Here is a 15,429-nt window from a genome sequence, read left to right as displayed (position 1 = left end):
TGAGCATGGTCGACGAAATCGACGACCTCACGGAACTGCCGTCGGGCACCCAGTCGGAGGGAGCCGTCCACTCCCACGTCCGGTGGGCGCTCGAGGAGGACGTCGACCCGGAGCCGCTGCGACACGTCGCCGCCCTCCAGATCCCGACGGTCGGCTTCCCGAAGGCGATGGCCGCGATATCCTGGATCGACGAGTAACGTTCTCCACGGCTAAAGCCGTGATTTTTCGCCTCGAGAATATGCATTTCGAACTACTGGGCGGATCTGCTTCGCTGTGTCGGGAAAGCAAATTACAGTAGTTTAGCCGCTTTCGACGTGATACTCACGCTCGCCTTGATCTTCGAGAAACGACTCGATCCAGTCTTCGACCTCTGGTACTGTCACTCGTCTCTCTGCACGGTCCCCTTCCGCTACCTCGGTCTCGCTTTCTGGATATCCGATAATTCCAACTTCTGGAGTGGGCCATAGAGTAACCCAGGCCCCGACGTGCTCGTGATCGCCTTCGGCGACCGTCTTTTCGACCCAGGAGTCCGACTCCGGATATCGTACCCGGATGCCATACGCTGCAGGTTCGTCCGACCAGTTCGGTTCGATCATGTACTGGGACGCTGGCGTCGTTCCAGCAACGTCCGCTCTCGAGGTTCCAGCTGGAGGAAGTTCGTACGACGCCTCGACGACGGGCTCCCCGTCTTTCTCGACCCGAACGTCGATCTGCTGTTCGTCGGTTGTATTGTTGTTCAGGACGATAAATAACAGCTGTCTATCTTCGTCCTCGTTCAAAATCTCCTCCACGTTTGAGGTTAGATCCCCGGAAAGGCATCCTGAAAGGCTGATACTCGTAGCTGTGGCGAAAGTCAGCAATACGCTTCGTCGTGTGGAGGGCAAGCTCATACGAAATGACATTGATTGAGGAGAATTAATTTTACTCTCTAGAAATTTCGACGTCGAACGTAGTCACATCGGCCTCGAGGCCGACGGAGTAACGACGCCTCTAACTCCGTGGCGCGAATCGTCGAGTACGAACGATGCCCGCGCCCCGGACACCGTCGTCGACCCCGGACGAGAGAAAGCTGCGTGCGTTCCGGATCGCCTACGACGGCACCGACTACTACGGCTACCAGCGCCAGCCGTCCGTCCCGACCGTCGAGGACGCGGTCTTCGAGGCGCTTCGATCGCTCGAGGTGCTCGCCCCCGACGCCGAGAAGCCGGCCGGCTACGCCGCCGCGGGACGAACCGACAGGGGCGTCTCCGCGCTCGCCCAGACGATCGGACTCGAGGTTCCGGACTGGCTCACGCCGCGTGCGTTCAACGCGGAGTTACCTGCAGACGTTCGGGCGTGGGCCAGCGCCGACGCACCCGAGGGGTTCCACGCGACCCACCACGCGACCCGTCGAGAGTACACCTACCAGCTGTACGCGCCACCTGCGGACGGTGAAACTCCCCTCTCGCTCGAGTCCGTCGCCCGCGTCGACGACGAACTCGTCCGGAAAGCCTGCCGGGAACTCTCCGGCAGCCACGACTACCACAACCTCACGCCCGACGACGACCCCGACCGCACCGAACGCTCGCTGTCGATCGAGGCGAGTCGGGACGGCGACTACCTCGTCTTTACCGTCGCTGCCGGCGGTTTCGCCCACCAACTCGTCCGACGACTCGTCTCTCTCGTCCGCGAAATCGGGGCCGGAACGTCGAGCCTCGAGAAGGTCGACCGGGTGTTCTCGCCCGAGCCGTTGCCGGGGCCCGAGGGCGTCGCCCCTGCAGCGCCCGAGCCGCTGGTGTTGACCGCCGTCGCGTACCCCGACCTCGAGTTTACCGTCGACGAGGCGGCTGCCGCGAGCGCACGAGCGGTGTTCGGAGAGCGGGCGCTCGAACGAAAGACGGGAGCACGAGTCGCGAGGGAGTTAGCCGACGGCGTCGAGACCAGCGATTCGTAGCGGCGGCCGACGGCGGACGAAGAGGCTTTTTACCCCCAGTACACAGTTCGGCGCATGGAACTGTCGCCGGAAGAGTACGGTGCATACTGGCGTGCGTCGATCCGCGTCGCCGCAGGAGTGTTGCTCCTCGCGCTCGCCGTCCGCATCTCGTCGCCGTTGCTCACCCACCCGAACGCCGGAGCCGTCGGTCTCGGTCTCTTCCTGTTCGCCGCGCTCGTCTTCGCCGGCTGTTTCGCCGTCATGCTCGGCGTCGCTCGAGTCGTTCGGACGGCGGTCGACGCCGAGATGCGCGGGTAGGTGGAGAGACAGGTATACCACGCTCGAGTCCCTCTCGACTCACATGAGTGATTCCCGGCGCGCCGACGCGGACCGCGAAGACGAGGTTCGAAACGACGTCTCGTCGTTTCTCGCGCGAAACTTTCCGCAGATCCAGGGCCACGGCGGTGACTTCTCGATCGTCGACGTCGACGTAGAGGCAGGTCACGTCGAGATCAACCTCAGTGGCGCGTGTACCGGCTGTGGCGTGAGTCCGATGACGACCCAGGCGATCCAGCGACGGCTTCCGGGAGACGTCGAGGCGATCGATTCGGTCGCTGTCACGACCGGCTTCGACGGTCTGGGAGAGGGGTCTTCGCGGGACGTGCCGCCGGATACGCCGTTCTAACTGTTCCAGCCGTCGGGCCAGATTCCAGCGGCTCGCATTCCCGGCTCGTAGTCCTGCGCTCGTAATTTCTCCCGCAGATCCGCAACGTCGATCCGCGAGACCGATTCGTCCTCGTCCGTCAACTCGAGCACCAGCAGTGCCGTCAGCATGGCGTGTTCCCGCAGATTTCGCGGGTCAACCTTGTCCCGCGTGTCGGCTGCAGTGTGGCCCCAGCCACGGCCGCGTTCGCCGCCCTCCGGTGGATCGCTGTGCAGTTGCAGCGCCGGGACGCCCGCCCGGAGGAACGGCCAGTGATCGCTGAACGGATGGGGGTCGTCGTCGCGGACGACCGGTTGCCCGGCCGCGTCAGTTACCCGCTCCGCCAGGTTACCGAGATCGTCGGAGCCGTGGGTCATCGCTACCAGGTTCCGGAACCGGCCAGCACCGTCGACGTTGACCACCGCGCGGACCGACTCGAGGTCGAGGCCCTCGGCCAGCGCCTCCGCGCCGAGCAGCCCGATCTCCTCGCAGCCGACGCCGGCGATCCGGACCCGACGGTCGAGTTCGTCGGCGACTTCCGAGAGGGTCGACGCTGCGCCGGCGACCGTCGCGATCCCGCAGCCGTTGTCGAGTGCGCCTTCGGCGACGTCGTGGCTGTCGTAGTGAGCGACCACGAGAATCTCTTCGTCGGTGTCGGGACCGACGACGCCGGTGACGTTGCGACTCGAGCCCTCGTCGGTTGTCGCATCGACCGTAATTCGGCCGTGGGCTCCGCGTTCGGCGTACTCCCTGAGCCAGTCGCCAGTCTCCGCGCTGACGCCGATCCCCGGCGCAATTGCTTCGCCGGCGAACTCGAGTGCACCCGTCGGCGGAAGCTGCCCGTCGACGTGATTGACGAAGACGAACGCTTCCGCACCGGCGTCGACGGCGTGGCCGAACTTCTCCATGCGGTGAACGAACCGCTTCTCGGCGGGCGTGGTCGTGCTCGCGACGGCGATTCCCCCCTCGAGATCGGCCTCGGCGATCTCCTCGGGCGTACCGTAGCCGACGTCGACCAGCGGGCCCTCGACGTCGCCAGCAGGCGAGTATGGAAGCGCAATCGCCGCGAACGTACGATCGGGGCCGTCCTCGCGTACCACCTCGAATTCGGTGTGACCTCGCTGCCAGTGGTGCATCGGGAACTCCCGCTGTTCGACGTCCTCGAGGCCTGCTTCCGCAAACGTCTCGGCGACGATTTCGGCCGCACGCGCTTCGTGCTCGGAGCCACCCATTCGGTGTGGGAGTTGCGTCAGTTCGGTCAGCAACTCCCACGGCAGGTCGTCACGCCAGGCTCGACCGAGCGCCCGCTCGAGACGTTCGTCGTCAGCGAATCCGTCGTCCATACACGTTCGTACACGCTCGGACAGAATACGTTGATGGTCACGAATCCCGGCGGCTACAGGAGCCACCGAACCTGTTTGCACACCGACTGAGGATCGTCGAGCGAACGCCTGCCGCCCGCCGACGGCGAGAGCCGGTTTCGTTCGATGACAGTCACTTTCCAAAAACCCATACGTACTCGAGATTACCTTTGGGTATGGTACTCGGAAGGCCGTCGTGTCCGAACTGCGAGAGCAGGTTCCTCGTGGGGAGGATTCGGACGGGTGGGGCGATGTTTCCACCGTCCGAGAGATACTACCGGTGTTACAGGTGTTTCACCAAATTCGCTCCGGACGGCGAGCCGTCCGGCGACGGCACCAAACGAAGCATGCCTACGTCGTCGGATCCGCTGAAAGAGTCCCCCTCCATCCCCGGCGAATCGCGTTCGAGAGCCGAAATCGTGGATACTCGCTTGGAACTCGACGAACGCGGGACGAAATACGCCGTCGAGACGTTCGAAGTACGCATCAAAAATCGGAGTGATACGCCGCTACGAGTGACTCGAATAACCCTCACCTTCGACGGGGACGAAGAGAAAACCACGCCGAAAGACGAACTGGTCGTGCCACCGAATCAGACGGAGACGGCCGACATCCACTGGGACTGGATTCATCCGGACCAAAACAGCGTGACCATCGACGTCCGATCCGACGGCGAAACCGTTGCGACGGCCGACGTCACCATCTCTATGCCGTGACGTCGTCCGCCAGAGAGCCTTCCGTAGGTCTTGACAAACGTCGACGGCCGAGTGGCTGCGCTCGTCGTCCGATACGTTTTACCACTTTCGTTTCGAAGCACGTGCTATGAGTTCAGTCCCCGAACGCTCGGAAATCGACGAGGAGTACACCTGGGATCTCGAGAGCATCTACGCGACCGACGACGACTGGGAGGAGGCCTACGAGAACGTCGCCGAACGCGTCGAGGAACTCTCGAACTACGAGGGACAGGTTACCGACGACGCCGAGACGTTGCTGTCGGTGCTGGAGCTGCGCGACGAGATCATGCGCGAGGTGTCGACCGTCGCGGCCTACGCCCGAATGCGACGGGACGAGGACACCACGGACCAGCACTATCAGGCGCTGACTGCCCGTTCACAGTCGCTCGCGGCCGACGCCCAGTCTGCGTCGTCGTTCATCGAACCCGAACTGCAGGAACTGACCCGCGAGGAGTTCGACGAGATGATCGACGACGTATCCGACCTCGAGACGTACGACCACTACGTCGACGACGTGCTCCGGATGAAACCGCACACGCGGTCGGCGGAGGTCGAGGAACTGCTCGCGGACCTGAGCGAGGTCACGGGTGCGACCGGGGAGGTCTACAACATGCTCTCGAACGCGGACATGGAGTTCCCCACTGTCGAAGACCCCGACGGAGATGCCGTCGAGATCACCCAGAGCAACTTCACCAACCTGCTCAAACGCCCCGACCGGGAGTTCCGCCAGCGCGTCTACGAGAACTACTTCGACGAGTGGGAGTCCATGCGAAACACCGTCGCCGCGGCCTACAAGAACAGCGTCAAGGCAGACGTCAAGACGGCGCAGGCGCGCAACTACGACACCGCCCGCGAAGCCGCGCTCGACGGTCCGAACGTCCCCGTCTCCGTCTACGACAACCTCGTCGAAACCGTCAACGACAACCTCGAGAAGCTCCACCACCACGCGGAACTGAAACGCGAGGCCCTCGAGGTCGACGACCTCCAGATGTGGGACCTCTACATGCCCCTGACCGGCGACGAGGGCCCCGACCTCGAGTACGACCAGGCAACCGAATACGTCGTCGACGCACTGGAACCACTGGGCGAAGAATACCAGTCCCGCGTCGCCGAGGGCCTCGAGTCGCGCTGGGTCGACGTCTACGAGAACGAGGGCAAACAGTCGGGAGCCTACTCTAGTGGCACCTACGACACCCAGCCGTTTATCCTGATGAACTACCAGGACGACGTCGCCTCGATGTACACGCTGGCCCACGAACTCGGCCACTCGATGCACTCCCAGTTCACGAAAGAACAGCAGCCGTACGTCTACTCGAGCTACGAAATCTTCGTCGCCGAGGTCGCAAGCACCGTCAACGAGGCCTTGCTGACGAACCACCTGCTCGAGACCGTCGACAATCCCGAGTTCCGCAAGGCCGTCCTCAACGAATTCCTCGAGCGCGTTCGCTCGACGCTCTACCGCCAGACCCTGTTCGCCGAGTTCGAACACGAGGCCCACCGACTCGAGGAAGAAGGCGAACCCCTCACCGCCGACCGACTGGATGAACTCTTCGGAGACCTGAAGGCGGAGTACTACGAACCAGCAGCCGTCGACGACCGCATCGCCCGCGAGTGGATGCGCATCCCGCACTTCTACCGGGCCTTTTACGTCTACCAGTACTCGACCGGCATCTCCGCCGCGCTCGCGATCACCGACCGTATCTTCGAAGAAGGCGAGACCGCAGCCAAAGACTACCTCGAGTTCCTCCGGCAGGGCTCTCGCGAGTACCCGCTCGAGTTGCTGCAGACTGCTGGCGTCGACATGAGCAGTTCGGAACCGATCGAGCGTGCACTCGAGACGTACGGGCAGCGACTCGAGGAGATGGAGTCGCTGCTGGGCTGATACGGTTTACTGTAAGTCATTTCCGGCGCAACCGCGACCCGGGCGGCGGTTGCGCCGGTAAATCGTTACAGCAATCCGTATGACACGCTGACCCGATCCCCAACTGTAGTACACACTTATTGACGACGTCACACAAGTACCGACGATGAGCGGAATCGAACTTCGCGGCGATACACTCGTCGTTGATCGCGAACCTAACGCTCTCGATGAACTCGCTATCGACTTCTCCGCAGTTCTATCCGATCTCGACGTCGAACATGTTTACATTGCGGGCTACCTCGCTATTCTCACTGGCCGTCCACGAGCGACGGACGACATCGACGTACTCGTCGAACCGCTCTCTGAGACCGAAATCGAGACGGTAGTCGAAGAACTCCGAGATGCCGACTATTGGGGGCCGGCGATGCCGCTCGAGGAGATGTACGGAAATCTTTCCGAAGGGACGAACATCTGGGTCGCCCCGGACGGGCAAACGACGCCACATCTGGAAGTGAAGTTCCCGACTGACGAATTCGACCGTGCCTCGCTCTCGAACGCGATCGAAGCACGGGTTGCCGGTGAGACGATCCCAATCGGTCCGCTCGAACTTCAGATCGCGTACAAACTCTACCTGGGCGGGCAGAAAGATTTCGAAGACGCCGCTCACCTCTATTCGCTCTTCGGAGAAACGCTTAGGGAGACGGACCTCGAACACTGGGCTACCGAACTGGACGTTCTCGATACGTATGAGCGACTCAGAGAAATTTGAGAGATTGGCGGCGAAACACGAACGAATCGACGAAGAGCGATTAGCCGCCGTCACGGACTGGGTCGACTACATTACCGAGAATCCACCCGAGGTCTGGGGCCCGCAACAGAACGCAGTCGTCGATTCACAACTCGAGAGTGCCCAGCAGACAGGACTCTCGGCTGAGCACGAGCAACGCGTCCGAGACGTCGCCCGACAACTGAAGGCGGAGCAAACCGACCGCGACTAATTCGCTACTGGAACTATCTCGCCCTCCCCGAAAACCGACCGGGACCCAAAGGCACATTTATCGTGGGCCCCGTACCCGGGAACGTCAGGATGTCTCGAAGCCCGTCTATTCCCGACCGACCTCATCGCGATATCGATCCCGATCTCCCCGAAGACGAGCGGCTCGAGGCGCTCAGGGGCCACTTCGAAGATCTCGTGGACGTCAACGAACAGCTCTCGACCCAGCTCGAGGAGGCCGAAGACCGCCGCGGCCGCCTCCGGGAGAAGGTCGATCGCGTCGAACGGGAAAACGAGACGCTCAAGAGTTCGTCGCTGTACATCGCGACCGTCGAGGACGTGATGGACGACGACGGCGAGGTCGTCGTCAAACAGCACGGCAACAACCAGGAGGTCCTCACCGAGGTCTCTCCGCGAATCGTCGACCGCGTCGAGGCCGGCGACCGCGTCGCTGTCAACGACTCCTTTGCAATCCAGACGGTGCTGGAGGCGGAGACCGACGCCCGCGCCCAGTCGATGGAGATCACGGAGCGGCCGGAGGTCAGCTACGAGGACATCGGCGGCATCAACGAGCAGGTCCGGGAGGTTCGCGAAGCCGTCGAACAGCCACTCGCCGAACCCGAACGGTTCGAAGAGGTCGGCATCGACCCGCCAAGCGGCGTCCTTCTGTACGGCCCGCCGGGAACCGGGAAGACGATGCTCGCGAAAGCGGTCGCGAACAAGACCGACGCCACCTTCATCAAGATGGCTGGTTCCGAACTCGTCCGCAAGTTCATCGGCGAGGGCTCGCGACTCGTCCGCGACCTCTTCGAGATGGCCCGCGAGCGCGAACCCGCCATCATCTTCATCGACGAAATCGACGCCATCGCGACCACCCGCTCGGAGTCGAAGACCTCCGGCGACGCCGAGGTCCAGCGAACCATGATGCAACTGCTCTCCGAGATGGACGGCTTCGAGGCCCGCGGCGAGATCCGAATCATCGCCGCGACCAACCGCTTCGACATGCTCGACCGCGCTATCCTGCGTCCGGGCCGGTTCGACCGCCTCATCGAAGTCCCCGAACCCGATCGCGACGGCCGCGAGCAGATCCTCGAGATCCACACCCGTGGCATGAACGTCTCCGACGAGATCGACTTCGGCGACCTCGCCGACGAGACCGAGGGCTACTCCGGTGCCGACGTCGAGAGCCTCGCAACCGAGGCCGGCATGTTCGCCATCCGCAACGAACGCGACGAGGTCCGCCACGAGGACTTCGTGGATGCACTGGAGAAACTGGAAGACGACGACTCGAGCGACGTGATTTCGTCGGCCGGCTATTTCTACCAGTAGCCTCTCTTTTCGCTCTCGAACCGCAACTCCTTACGCCGTCGATCCCCGAGAGCGACCATGAGCACGATTCGAGTCGTCTGGGGTTCTGCCTCTGCGCCGACTGCGATGTCGTCCTACGACGCCGCGCTTGCGGACGCTGGCATCGAGAACTACAATCTCGTCTCTGTCTCCTCGGTGATCCCGGCTGGCGTCGACGTCGAGGCCGTCGGCACCGCACCTGATCTCGGGCCGGCAGGAGAGCGGCTGACCGTGGTCGAGGCGCGAGCGACGACCGCCGGCCCGGGAAGCGTCAGCGCCGCACTTGCGTGGTCACAGTCCCGGTCCGACGACTCCGCGTCGAAACTCGGACCCGGACTCTTCTACGAGGCTGCCGGCGAGATCGACCCCGAAGACGTCGAGCGACGAGTCCGTGAAGGAATCGCCACTGGCCAGGAGCTACGCGACTGGGAGTTCGACGAAACGCAGGTCGCAGTCGAGAACGGACAGGCCGACTCGGGCACCTACACGACAGCAGTCGTCGTCGCGGTTTACGGCGACAGCGACCCGCTGCTGTAATTCCGGGCGCAAGTGCATCGAGGCCAACCCTTTTCACTCATCGGCACTTTGTTAGTGTACAGACTTCTCATGAACGGAAATACGCCGTATGCCGGGCTGCCGGGTGAAACAGCCGCTGGTCAGCGTGCCTCGGTCGACGTTCCGGACCTCTCGAGGACGCAAAAGCGGCTGCTCCACCGGGACGTGACGCGGATCGCCGCGCGCACGCGCGAGTACCTCCCGAACGAGTACGTCGTCGACTCGGACGTCTCGACCGGCGTCGGTGGCCCGCAGGTGACCGTCGCCGTTCGACCGCCGGTCGGCCACGCGGTCAGTGCCGGCTTCACTCCCGACCTCGAGGACGTCTCCGAGGAGATTATCACGGCTGACGAACGCGACGAGGTCGCCCGCGGTCTGGCTGCGACCGCGGCGTTACAGGTCAAACAGGCGATCGGCGAGAACGTAACGCCGACCGCGAAGTAACGGGCTCGACTAGCTCTCTTCTATAGTAGCCACTGAAAGTCAGTGTGCACCCGATCGCACGACGGCGGTGCGATCGGTGTGCAAACAGTTTCAGTTGTTACTATAGTACAACAGCTGTTCGATCTGGTGACTCCGCCTCTCGAGGTCGACCCGCGGCTCGAGGTCGGGGTCACGCGCGAGTCGATCGATCGCGAGTAACGGATCCGCGCCTGCCCGTTCGACGTCCCGAAGTAGCGATTCGATCGCGTCTCGGTTCGTCGCGAGTGAATCGGCGAGTTCGAGCGCCAGCAGGAGTGGGATCGCTTGCTCCTGATCGGTCGGAACGGCGTCGCTGATCCGGCCGAACTCGGGAGTCGACGCGTCGGTGTCGGCGTCCGTAACTGGTTCGACAGTTAGACAGCGCGTACAACAGTTCGCGACGGCGGCGTCCGTCGAGAGAGACGCCCGGTACCGCTCGGGAAGGGAAAAGTCGATCGTCGGCGATCCACACTCCGAACAGGACATCGGCGACTAGTTTCCGCCGGCGACGCCACCCGCAGCGGCCTGTTCGACCGGTTCCTCCTCGTCTTCTGTCGTTTCCTGTTCGGCTTCTTTCTCCTCTTGCTCTTTCTTGTCCTTGATCTTCTTCAAGCGGAACGTCTCCTCGCGTTCCTGCTCCTCGAGTTTCTGCTCGATGTACTCCTGGCTGTCGTAGAGTTCGGGCAGGAGTTTGAATTCGAGTGCGTTGACGCGGCGCTTCGTCGTTTCGATCTCGCGGAGCATCTTCTTCATCGCCGTCTCGACCTCGGCGGCGAGGATGATGCTCTCGAGGAGGTCCTCGTAGGCTTCTGCGGCCTCGTCGATGCGGGCGGAGGTGCCCATGATACCGTAGCCGCGTTCGTCGAGGCTCTTGGAGACGCGCGAGGATTCGATCTGTGGGACGACGACGCCCATGATGTTCTTCGATTCAGTGGTGATCTCGGGGTGTTCCTGGAGTGCGGCTGCAGCCCCGCGAACCGCGACGTCGCCCTCCATGGCGCGTGCCATGTTGATCTTCTTCTGGGCCTGCTCGTAGTCGTCGGCGAGGTCGCCACGGACGTCCTGGGCCTTGTCCAGGATGTCCATGAACTCCATGATCAGCCCGTCCCGTTTCTTCTCGAGGGTGCCGTGCCCGCGTTCGGAGAGTTCGATGCGGTCTTCGATCTCCATCAGGTTCTTGCGGGTGGGCTTTACGTCCTTGGCCATCTTGTCGGTGGATTGCGCTCCCAGCCGGATAACTGTTTACAGTTTTGCTGGCGAACCCGGTCGTTCTACCCGAGGAAGAGGTCGACGATCTCACCGGAAGACTGGCCGCGATACAGTTCGGAGTAGCCACAACTCGTACAGCTCACGACGATGAACCGGCGGTTCTGGATGTCGAAGAAACGTGACATTCCGCTGCCGGTCGTGGAGATCTCGTCCATCTCGGTCTCTTCGTGTCCACACTTCGGACAGCCGCGGTCGTCGTCTCGCATGGCGCGTTCTGCTCATCCCAGTAACAAATTCTTTGTGTTCGGAGCGACGATAGGAGAAACGATGTCCGCTGGCGCCGTCTTCGTCGTCTTCCTGCTCGGTATCCTGCTCACCATCGCGGTGTGGGCTGCCATCCTCGGTGAGACGTCGAACGCGACCGTCCTCGACCGAGACGAAGCCGAACGACTCGCGAGGGAACGTGGAGGACGCGGGTTCGATCGAGCGCGCTCGAGCGAGCGCGACGACAGGTCCGGCGCGAACGGTGACGAACGAAGCGAGGCGTATGGATGGGGAGTCGACGAATCGAACTGGGACGACGATCGACAGTGACGGGTGCTCGAGAGAACGAGGCCGCTACCAATCGCATGGCGATGGCGTTCTTCGCAGCATTCGGCGCGATTATCTTCGTCCACGGGGTAGTCACTGGCGAAGTCTACAGAATCCTAATGGGTTGTATTTTCGGGATGCTCGCCGCTGGAGTGGTACTCTCATCGGCGTTCGAACGGTGGGCGACGGATCACGCACTCGTAATTCTCGCAGTGATGATTCTCGTGTTCCTCACGTCGCTGCAGTGGCAGGGACCCTGATGTCTCCAGCCGAACGCGACGTCCGAATCCCTGAACGACCGAGTTCTATAGAAGCGAGTGAGAGAAACTGGCGGCAAGTTCGTGAACAGTACAGTTACATCGCGACAAGCACCGTTCCGTACCTGTTAACGGCTGATATCGCGTAATTCACCGCAGGACGACCAGACCGGCCGAGCGTACAGCAACCCCTATCAGGTAAACAGTACGGCGTTCCGACGGCGGGAAAAAAGCTGATAAACGACGAAATCGCTACAGTCGACGTCTCAGTCGTCCGCGGTGGCTTCGACTGCCTCTTCGCGGTAGTGCTCTTCGATGAGGTCCTCGTCGATACGGTTGAGTTCCGTCTTGGGGAGCATCGAGAGCAGGTCCCAGCCGAGATCGAGCGTCTCCTCGATCGAACGGTTGGTGTCGTACCCCTGCTGGACGAACTCCGTTTCGAAGCGGTCGGCGAAGTCGAGGAACTTGTTGTCCCGCTCGGAGAGTGCTTCGCGACCGACGATGTTCACGAGGTCGCGCAGGTCCTCACCCTCAGCGTAGGCGGCGTACATCTGGTCGGAGACGTCGCCGTGGTCTTCGCGGGTCAGGCCCTCACCGATACCGTCGTCCATCAGCCGCGACAGGCTGGGCAGGACGTTGATCGGCGGCTCGATACCCTGGCTGTTCAGGTCCCGATCCATCATAATCTGGCCCTCGGTAATGTAGCCAGTCAGGTCCGGAATCGGGTGGGTGTCGTCGTCGCCGGGCATCGTCAGGATCGGAATCTGGGTGACAGATCCGTCCTTGCCTTCGATACGACCGGCGCGCTCGTAGAGCTGAGCCAGGTCGGTGTACATGTAACCCGGGTAACCACGTCGGCCCGGAACCTCCTCACGTGCGGCACCGATCTCACGAAGCGCCTCACAGTAGTTGGTCATGTCCGTGAGGATGACCAGCACGTGGTAGTCCTTCTCGAAGGCGAGGTATTCGGCCGTGGTAAGTGCGAGTCGCGGCGTGACCTGACGTTCGACTGCCGGGTCGTCCGCGAGGTTCATGAAGACGACCGACCGCTCGAGCGCACCGGTGCGCTCGAAGTCGTCCATGAACTCGTTTGCCTCTTCCTGGGTGATCCCCATCGCACCGAAGATGACTGCGAACTCCGAGCCTTCGCCGTCGCCTTCCTCTTCTTCCGGCACGGTCGCCTGACGGGCGATCTGGAGCGCGAGTTCGTTGTGTGGCAGCCCCGATCCGGAGAAGATCGGCAGCTTCTGGCCACGAACCAGCGTGTTCATGCCGTCGATGGCGGAGACGCCGGTCTGGATGAACTCCTCGGGGTACTCACGCGAGAAGGGGTTGATCGCCTCGCCGACGATGTCCTGTCGCTTGTCGGGGACGATCTCCGGACCGTCGTCGATCGGGTTCCCGGAGCCGTCGAGCACCCGTCCGAGCAGATCCTCGGTGACGGGCATCTTCATCGTCTCGCCCAGGAAGCGAACGGAGGCGTTGCGGTCGATACCGCCAGTCCCTTCGAACACCTGGATCGAGACGATACCTTCGCTCGATTCCAGTACCTGTCCGCGCAGGGTCTCGCCCTGTGGTGTCTCGATCTCGACGATCTCGTCGTAGCCGACGGGTTCGTCGACTTCGGCGAACACCAGCGGACCGCTGATTTCCGTGATAGTCTGGTACTCTTTCATCGTTAGTACAGTGCTCGCAGTTGTTCTTCGAGATCGCTCTCGATGTCCTCGATGAACGCCTCCCAGTCCTCGGAGGTGCCCATCCGGTTGAGTCGCGGTGCAGCGTCGACGTCCTGGATCTCGTCGACCGGGACGCCTGCCTCGAGCGCATCGAAGGCCTCGTCGTTGAAGGTCTTGATCGCCGTCAGCATCCGGTAGGTCTTCTCGGGTTCACAGTAGGTGTCGACGTCGTGGAGTGCGTTCTGCTGGAGCCAGGCCTCACGCAGGTAGCGAGCGACTTCGAGCGTGAGCTGCTGGTCTTCCGGCAGCGCGTCCTTGCCGACGAGCTGGACGATCTCCTGCAGTTCGTCCTCTTCGTCGAGGGTGTCGACAGCCCACTGGCGGACCTCCGACCAGTCGTCGGCGATCTCGGACTCCCACCAGGGGTCGAGCTGGTCCTTGTATAGCGAGTAGGACTCGTTCCAGTTGATCGACGGGAAGTGCCGACGTTCCGCGAGGTCGGCGTCCAGCGCCCAGAACGTCTTGACGATACGCAGCGTGTTCTGGGTGACCGGCTCGGAGAAGTCCCCGCCCGGCGGCGAAACGGCACCGACGACCGAAATCGATCCCTCGTCGCCGTTGATCAGCTGGAACTTGCCGGCTCGCTCGTAGAACTCGGAGAGCGCGGCGGCGAGGTACGCAGGGTACCCCTCCTCGCCGGGCATCTCCTCGAGTCGGCTCGAAATCTCACGCATGGCCTCTGCCCACCGGGAGGTGGAGTCGGCCATCAGCGCGACGTCGTAGCCCATGTCGCGGTAGTACTCGGCGATCGTGATACCCGTGTAGATACAGGATTCACGGGCTGCGACGGGCATGTTCGACGTGTTGGCGATGAGGCAGGTCCGGGCCATCAGCGGGTTCCCGGTCTGTGGGTCCGGCAGTTCCGGGAAGTCCTCGATGACCTCGGTCATCTCGTTGCCACGCTCGCCACAGCCGATGTAGACGACGATGTCCGCGTCGGACCACTTGGCGAGTTGCTGCTGGGTGACGGTCTTCCCGGAACCGAAGGGACCGGGAATCGCCGCCGTCCCACCCTTCGCGAGCGGGAACAGTCCGTCCTGGACGCGCTGTCCCGTCACGAGCGGCTCGGTCGGCGTCTCCTTGTTGCCCGCAGGTCGGGCCTCACGGACCGGCCACTCCTGGCGCATCTGGATTTCCTCGCCGGAGGAGAGTTCGGCGACGGTCTCTTCGACCGTGAACTCGCCGCTCTCGATCGAGGTGACTTCGCCACCCTCGTAGTCCGGCGGCACCATGACCTTGTGGTCGATGGTGACCGTCTCGGAGACGATCCCGACGACGTCGCCGGGTTCGACTTCGTCGCCTTCCTCGACTTCGGGCTCGAACTCCCACTTCTTCTCGAGGTCGATACCGGGGGCGTCGACCCCGCGGTCGAGGAACGCCGTCCCCATCTTGTCCTCGAGGACGTCCAGCGGACGCTGGACGCCGTCGTAGATAGAGTCGAGCATACCGGGTCCGAGGTCGACGGAAAGGGGCTCGCCCGTGTTCTCGACGGGTTCGCCCGGGCCGACGCCGGACGTCTCCTCGTACACCTGAATGGTGGTCAGGTTCCCTTCGATCTCGATAACCTCGCCCATCAGTCCTTCGTCGCCGACGTAGACGACGTCGTTCATCCGGGCGTCGAGGTCCATGGCGGTCACGACCGGACCGCTCACGCTTTCGATTACACCGTCTTCGTCGACGGATTCGATGTCTTCTGCCTGGCTCATA

At 62.7% G+C, this 15,429-nt stretch carries 19 protein-coding genes and 1 pseudogene; 13 read left to right on the top strand and 7 right to left on the bottom strand.

Annotation, left to right across the window (positions count from 1 at the left end; genetic code table 11):
- Window positions 1-35 precede the first annotated feature (35 nt).
- Window positions 36-197: pseudogene (locus tag BLR35_RS16315) on the top strand (carboxymuconolactone decarboxylase family protein); the annotation flags it as partial.
- A gap of 102 nt (window positions 198-299) precedes the next feature.
- On the opposite strand, the gene BLR35_RS16310 reads toward BLR35_RS16315, so the two are convergent.
- Complete coding sequence (locus BLR35_RS16310; RefSeq protein ID WP_211704978.1) at window positions 300-902, bottom strand: hypothetical protein; 603 nt, start codon at window positions 900-902, stop codon at window positions 300-302.
- A 122-nt stretch (window positions 903-1,024) separates the two neighbouring features.
- Here BLR35_RS16310 and truA point away from each other — a divergent pair, with 122 nt between their 5' ends.
- From truA to BLR35_RS16295, 3 genes are read left to right on the top strand one after another with little or no spacing between them, the layout of a single operon-like run.
- Window positions 1,025-1,933, top strand: a complete 909-nt coding sequence (gene truA, locus BLR35_RS16305; protein WP_090384329.1) for a tRNA pseudouridine(38-40) synthase TruA — start codon at window positions 1,025-1,027, stop codon at window positions 1,931-1,933.
- Between the two features lie 54 nt (window positions 1,934-1,987).
- On the top strand, window positions 1,988-2,230 hold the full coding sequence (locus BLR35_RS16300) for a hypothetical protein (RefSeq protein ID WP_090384325.1): 243 nt from the start codon (window positions 1,988-1,990) through the stop codon (window positions 2,228-2,230).
- Window positions 2,231-2,273: 43 nt separating this feature from the next.
- Complete coding sequence (locus BLR35_RS16295; protein WP_090384322.1) at window positions 2,274-2,597, top strand: NifU family protein; 324 nt, start codon at window positions 2,274-2,276, stop codon at window positions 2,595-2,597.
- On the opposite strand, the gene BLR35_RS16290 is transcribed toward BLR35_RS16295, so the two are convergent.
- Window positions 2,594-3,958 (bottom strand): M28 family peptidase, encoded by a 1,365-nt coding sequence (locus BLR35_RS16290; RefSeq protein ID WP_090384319.1) that lies wholly within the window; start codon window positions 3,956-3,958, stop codon window positions 2,594-2,596. The genes BLR35_RS16295 and BLR35_RS16290 overlap by 4 nt on opposite strands.
- Window positions 3,959-4,395: 437 nt before the next feature.
- Here BLR35_RS16290 and BLR35_RS16285 point away from each other — a divergent pair, with 437 nt between their 5' ends.
- The 7 genes from BLR35_RS16285 to BLR35_RS16255 all read left to right on the top strand — a co-directional run bounded on the left by BLR35_RS16285 (window position 4,396) and on the right by BLR35_RS16255 (window position 9,911).
- Window positions 4,396-4,692: a hypothetical protein gene (locus BLR35_RS16285; protein WP_139169316.1), complete on the top strand. Its 297-nt coding sequence runs from the start codon at window positions 4,396-4,398 to the stop codon at window positions 4,690-4,692.
- A 106-nt stretch (window positions 4,693-4,798) separates the two neighbouring features.
- A complete protein-coding gene (gene pepF, locus BLR35_RS16280) occupies window positions 4,799-6,592 on the top strand; it encodes an oligoendopeptidase F (RefSeq protein ID WP_090384314.1) in 1,794 nt (597 codons plus the stop codon).
- Between the two features lie 145 nt (window positions 6,593-6,737).
- Window positions 6,738-7,340, top strand: a complete 603-nt coding sequence (locus tag BLR35_RS16275; RefSeq protein ID WP_090384312.1) for a hypothetical protein — start codon at window positions 6,738-6,740, stop codon at window positions 7,338-7,340.
- Window positions 7,318-7,569 (top strand): DUF8150 family protein, encoded by a 252-nt coding sequence (locus tag BLR35_RS16270; RefSeq protein ID WP_090384309.1) that lies wholly within the window; start codon window positions 7,318-7,320, stop codon window positions 7,567-7,569. The genes BLR35_RS16275 and BLR35_RS16270 overlap by 23 nt, the downstream gene beginning before the upstream one ends.
- Window positions 7,570-7,658: 89 nt before the next feature.
- A complete protein-coding gene (pan2, locus tag BLR35_RS16265; protein WP_090384307.1) occupies window positions 7,659-8,894 on the top strand; it encodes a proteasome-activating nucleotidase Pan2 in 1,236 nt (411 codons plus the stop codon).
- A gap of 57 nt (window positions 8,895-8,951) precedes the next feature.
- The gene (locus tag BLR35_RS16260; protein ID WP_090384305.1) at window positions 8,952-9,449 is read left to right on the top strand and encodes a pyruvoyl-dependent arginine decarboxylase; all 498 of its coding nucleotides are present in this window, start codon (window positions 8,952-8,954) and stop codon (window positions 9,447-9,449) included.
- 69 nt (window positions 9,450-9,518) lie between these two features.
- The gene (locus BLR35_RS16255; protein ID WP_090384302.1) at window positions 9,519-9,911 is read left to right on the top strand and encodes a DUF5811 family protein; all 393 of its coding nucleotides are present in this window, start codon (window positions 9,519-9,521) and stop codon (window positions 9,909-9,911) included.
- A gap of 90 nt (window positions 9,912-10,001) precedes the next feature.
- On the opposite strand, the gene BLR35_RS16250 is transcribed toward BLR35_RS16255, so the two are convergent.
- The 3 genes from BLR35_RS16250 to BLR35_RS16240 form a co-directional block, all read right to left on the bottom strand.
- Window positions 10,002-10,415, bottom strand: a complete 414-nt coding sequence (locus BLR35_RS16250; RefSeq protein WP_090384299.1) for a DUF6276 family protein — start codon at window positions 10,413-10,415, stop codon at window positions 10,002-10,004.
- A 6-nt stretch (window positions 10,416-10,421) separates the two neighbouring features.
- Window positions 10,422-11,135, bottom strand: a complete 714-nt coding sequence (locus tag BLR35_RS16245) for a V-type ATP synthase subunit D (protein WP_090384297.1) — start codon at window positions 11,133-11,135, stop codon at window positions 10,422-10,424.
- 65 nt (window positions 11,136-11,200) lie between these two features.
- Entirely contained in the window at window positions 11,201-11,404 is a 204-nt protein-coding gene (locus BLR35_RS16240; RefSeq protein WP_090384295.1) for a zinc ribbon domain-containing protein, read from the bottom strand.
- A 61-nt stretch (window positions 11,405-11,465) separates the two neighbouring features.
- Here BLR35_RS16240 and BLR35_RS16235 point away from each other — a divergent pair, with 61 nt between their 5' ends.
- Window positions 11,466-11,732, top strand: coding sequence for a DUF8143 family protein (locus BLR35_RS16235; RefSeq protein WP_090384292.1), 267 nt, complete (start codon window positions 11,466-11,468; stop codon window positions 11,730-11,732).
- Window positions 11,729-11,989, top strand: a complete 261-nt coding sequence (locus BLR35_RS16230; RefSeq protein ID WP_139169315.1) for a hypothetical protein — start codon at window positions 11,729-11,731, stop codon at window positions 11,987-11,989. Before BLR35_RS16235 ends, BLR35_RS16230 begins: the two co-directional genes overlap by 4 nt.
- Before the next feature lie 263 nt (window positions 11,990-12,252).
- Here the strand turns inward: BLR35_RS16230 and BLR35_RS16225 are convergent, their stop codons facing one another.
- Window positions 12,253-13,662 (bottom strand): ATP synthase subunit B, encoded by a 1,410-nt coding sequence (locus BLR35_RS16225; RefSeq protein ID WP_090384287.1) that lies wholly within the window; start codon window positions 13,660-13,662, stop codon window positions 12,253-12,255.
- Window positions 13,663-13,664: 2 nt separating this feature from the next.
- A complete protein-coding gene (locus tag BLR35_RS16220; RefSeq protein ID WP_090384285.1) occupies window positions 13,665-15,428 on the bottom strand; it encodes an ATP synthase subunit A in 1,764 nt (587 codons plus the stop codon).
- Between the last annotated feature and the right edge of the window lies 1 nt (window position 15,429).

This window comes from Natronobacterium texcoconense (genome assembly GCF_900104065.1).
Taxonomy (GTDB): domain Archaea; phylum Halobacteriota; class Halobacteria; order Halobacteriales; family Natrialbaceae; genus Natronobacterium; species Natronobacterium texcoconense.
The sequence above is the reverse complement of the archived record's forward strand: the minus strand, read 5'-3'. Positions and strand labels throughout refer to the sequence as shown.

Bases quoted from the DNA above. Each gene is read 5' to 3' on its own strand.
- BLR35_RS16310 (WP_211704978.1), bottom strand. From the start codon at position 902: ATGTCATTTCGTATGAGCTTGCCCTCCACACGACGAAGCGTATTGCTG.
- truA (WP_090384329.1), top strand. From the start codon at position 1,025: ATGCCCGCGCCCCGGACACCGTCGTCGACCCCGGACGAGAGAAAGCTG.
- BLR35_RS16300 (WP_090384325.1), top strand. From the start codon at position 1,988: ATGGAACTGTCGCCGGAAGAGTACGGTGCATACTGGCGTGCGTCGATC.
- BLR35_RS16295 (WP_090384322.1), top strand. From the start codon at position 2,274: ATGAGTGATTCCCGGCGCGCCGACGCGGACCGCGAAGACGAGGTTCGA.
- BLR35_RS16290 (WP_090384319.1), bottom strand. From the start codon at position 3,958: ATGGACGACGGATTCGCTGACGACGAACGTCTCGAGCGGGCGCTCGGT.
- pepF (WP_090384314.1), top strand. From the start codon at position 4,799: ATGAGTTCAGTCCCCGAACGCTCGGAAATCGACGAGGAGTACACCTGG.
- BLR35_RS16275 (WP_090384312.1), top strand. From the start codon at position 6,738: ATGAGCGGAATCGAACTTCGCGGCGATACACTCGTCGTTGATCGCGAA.
- BLR35_RS16270 (WP_090384309.1), top strand. From the start codon at position 7,318: ATGAGCGACTCAGAGAAATTTGAGAGATTGGCGGCGAAACACGAACGA.
- pan2 (WP_090384307.1), top strand. From the start codon at position 7,659: ATGTCTCGAAGCCCGTCTATTCCCGACCGACCTCATCGCGATATCGAT.
- BLR35_RS16260 (WP_090384305.1), top strand. From the start codon at position 8,952: ATGAGCACGATTCGAGTCGTCTGGGGTTCTGCCTCTGCGCCGACTGCG.
- BLR35_RS16255 (WP_090384302.1), top strand. From the start codon at position 9,519: ATGAACGGAAATACGCCGTATGCCGGGCTGCCGGGTGAAACAGCCGCT.
- BLR35_RS16250 (WP_090384299.1), bottom strand. From the start codon at position 10,415: ATGTCCTGTTCGGAGTGTGGATCGCCGACGATCGACTTTTCCCTTCCC.
- BLR35_RS16245 (WP_090384297.1), bottom strand. From the start codon at position 11,135: ATGGCCAAGGACGTAAAGCCCACCCGCAAGAACCTGATGGAGATCGAA.
- BLR35_RS16240 (WP_090384295.1), bottom strand. From the start codon at position 11,404: ATGCGAGACGACGACCGCGGCTGTCCGAAGTGTGGACACGAAGAGACC.
- BLR35_RS16235 (WP_090384292.1), top strand. From the start codon at position 11,466: ATGTCCGCTGGCGCCGTCTTCGTCGTCTTCCTGCTCGGTATCCTGCTC.
- BLR35_RS16225 (WP_090384287.1), bottom strand. From the start codon at position 13,662: ATGAAAGAGTACCAGACTATCACGGAAATCAGCGGTCCGCTGGTGTTC.
- BLR35_RS16220 (WP_090384285.1), bottom strand. From the start codon at position 15,428: ATGAGCCAGGCAGAAGACATCGAATCCGTCGACGAAGACGGTGTAATC.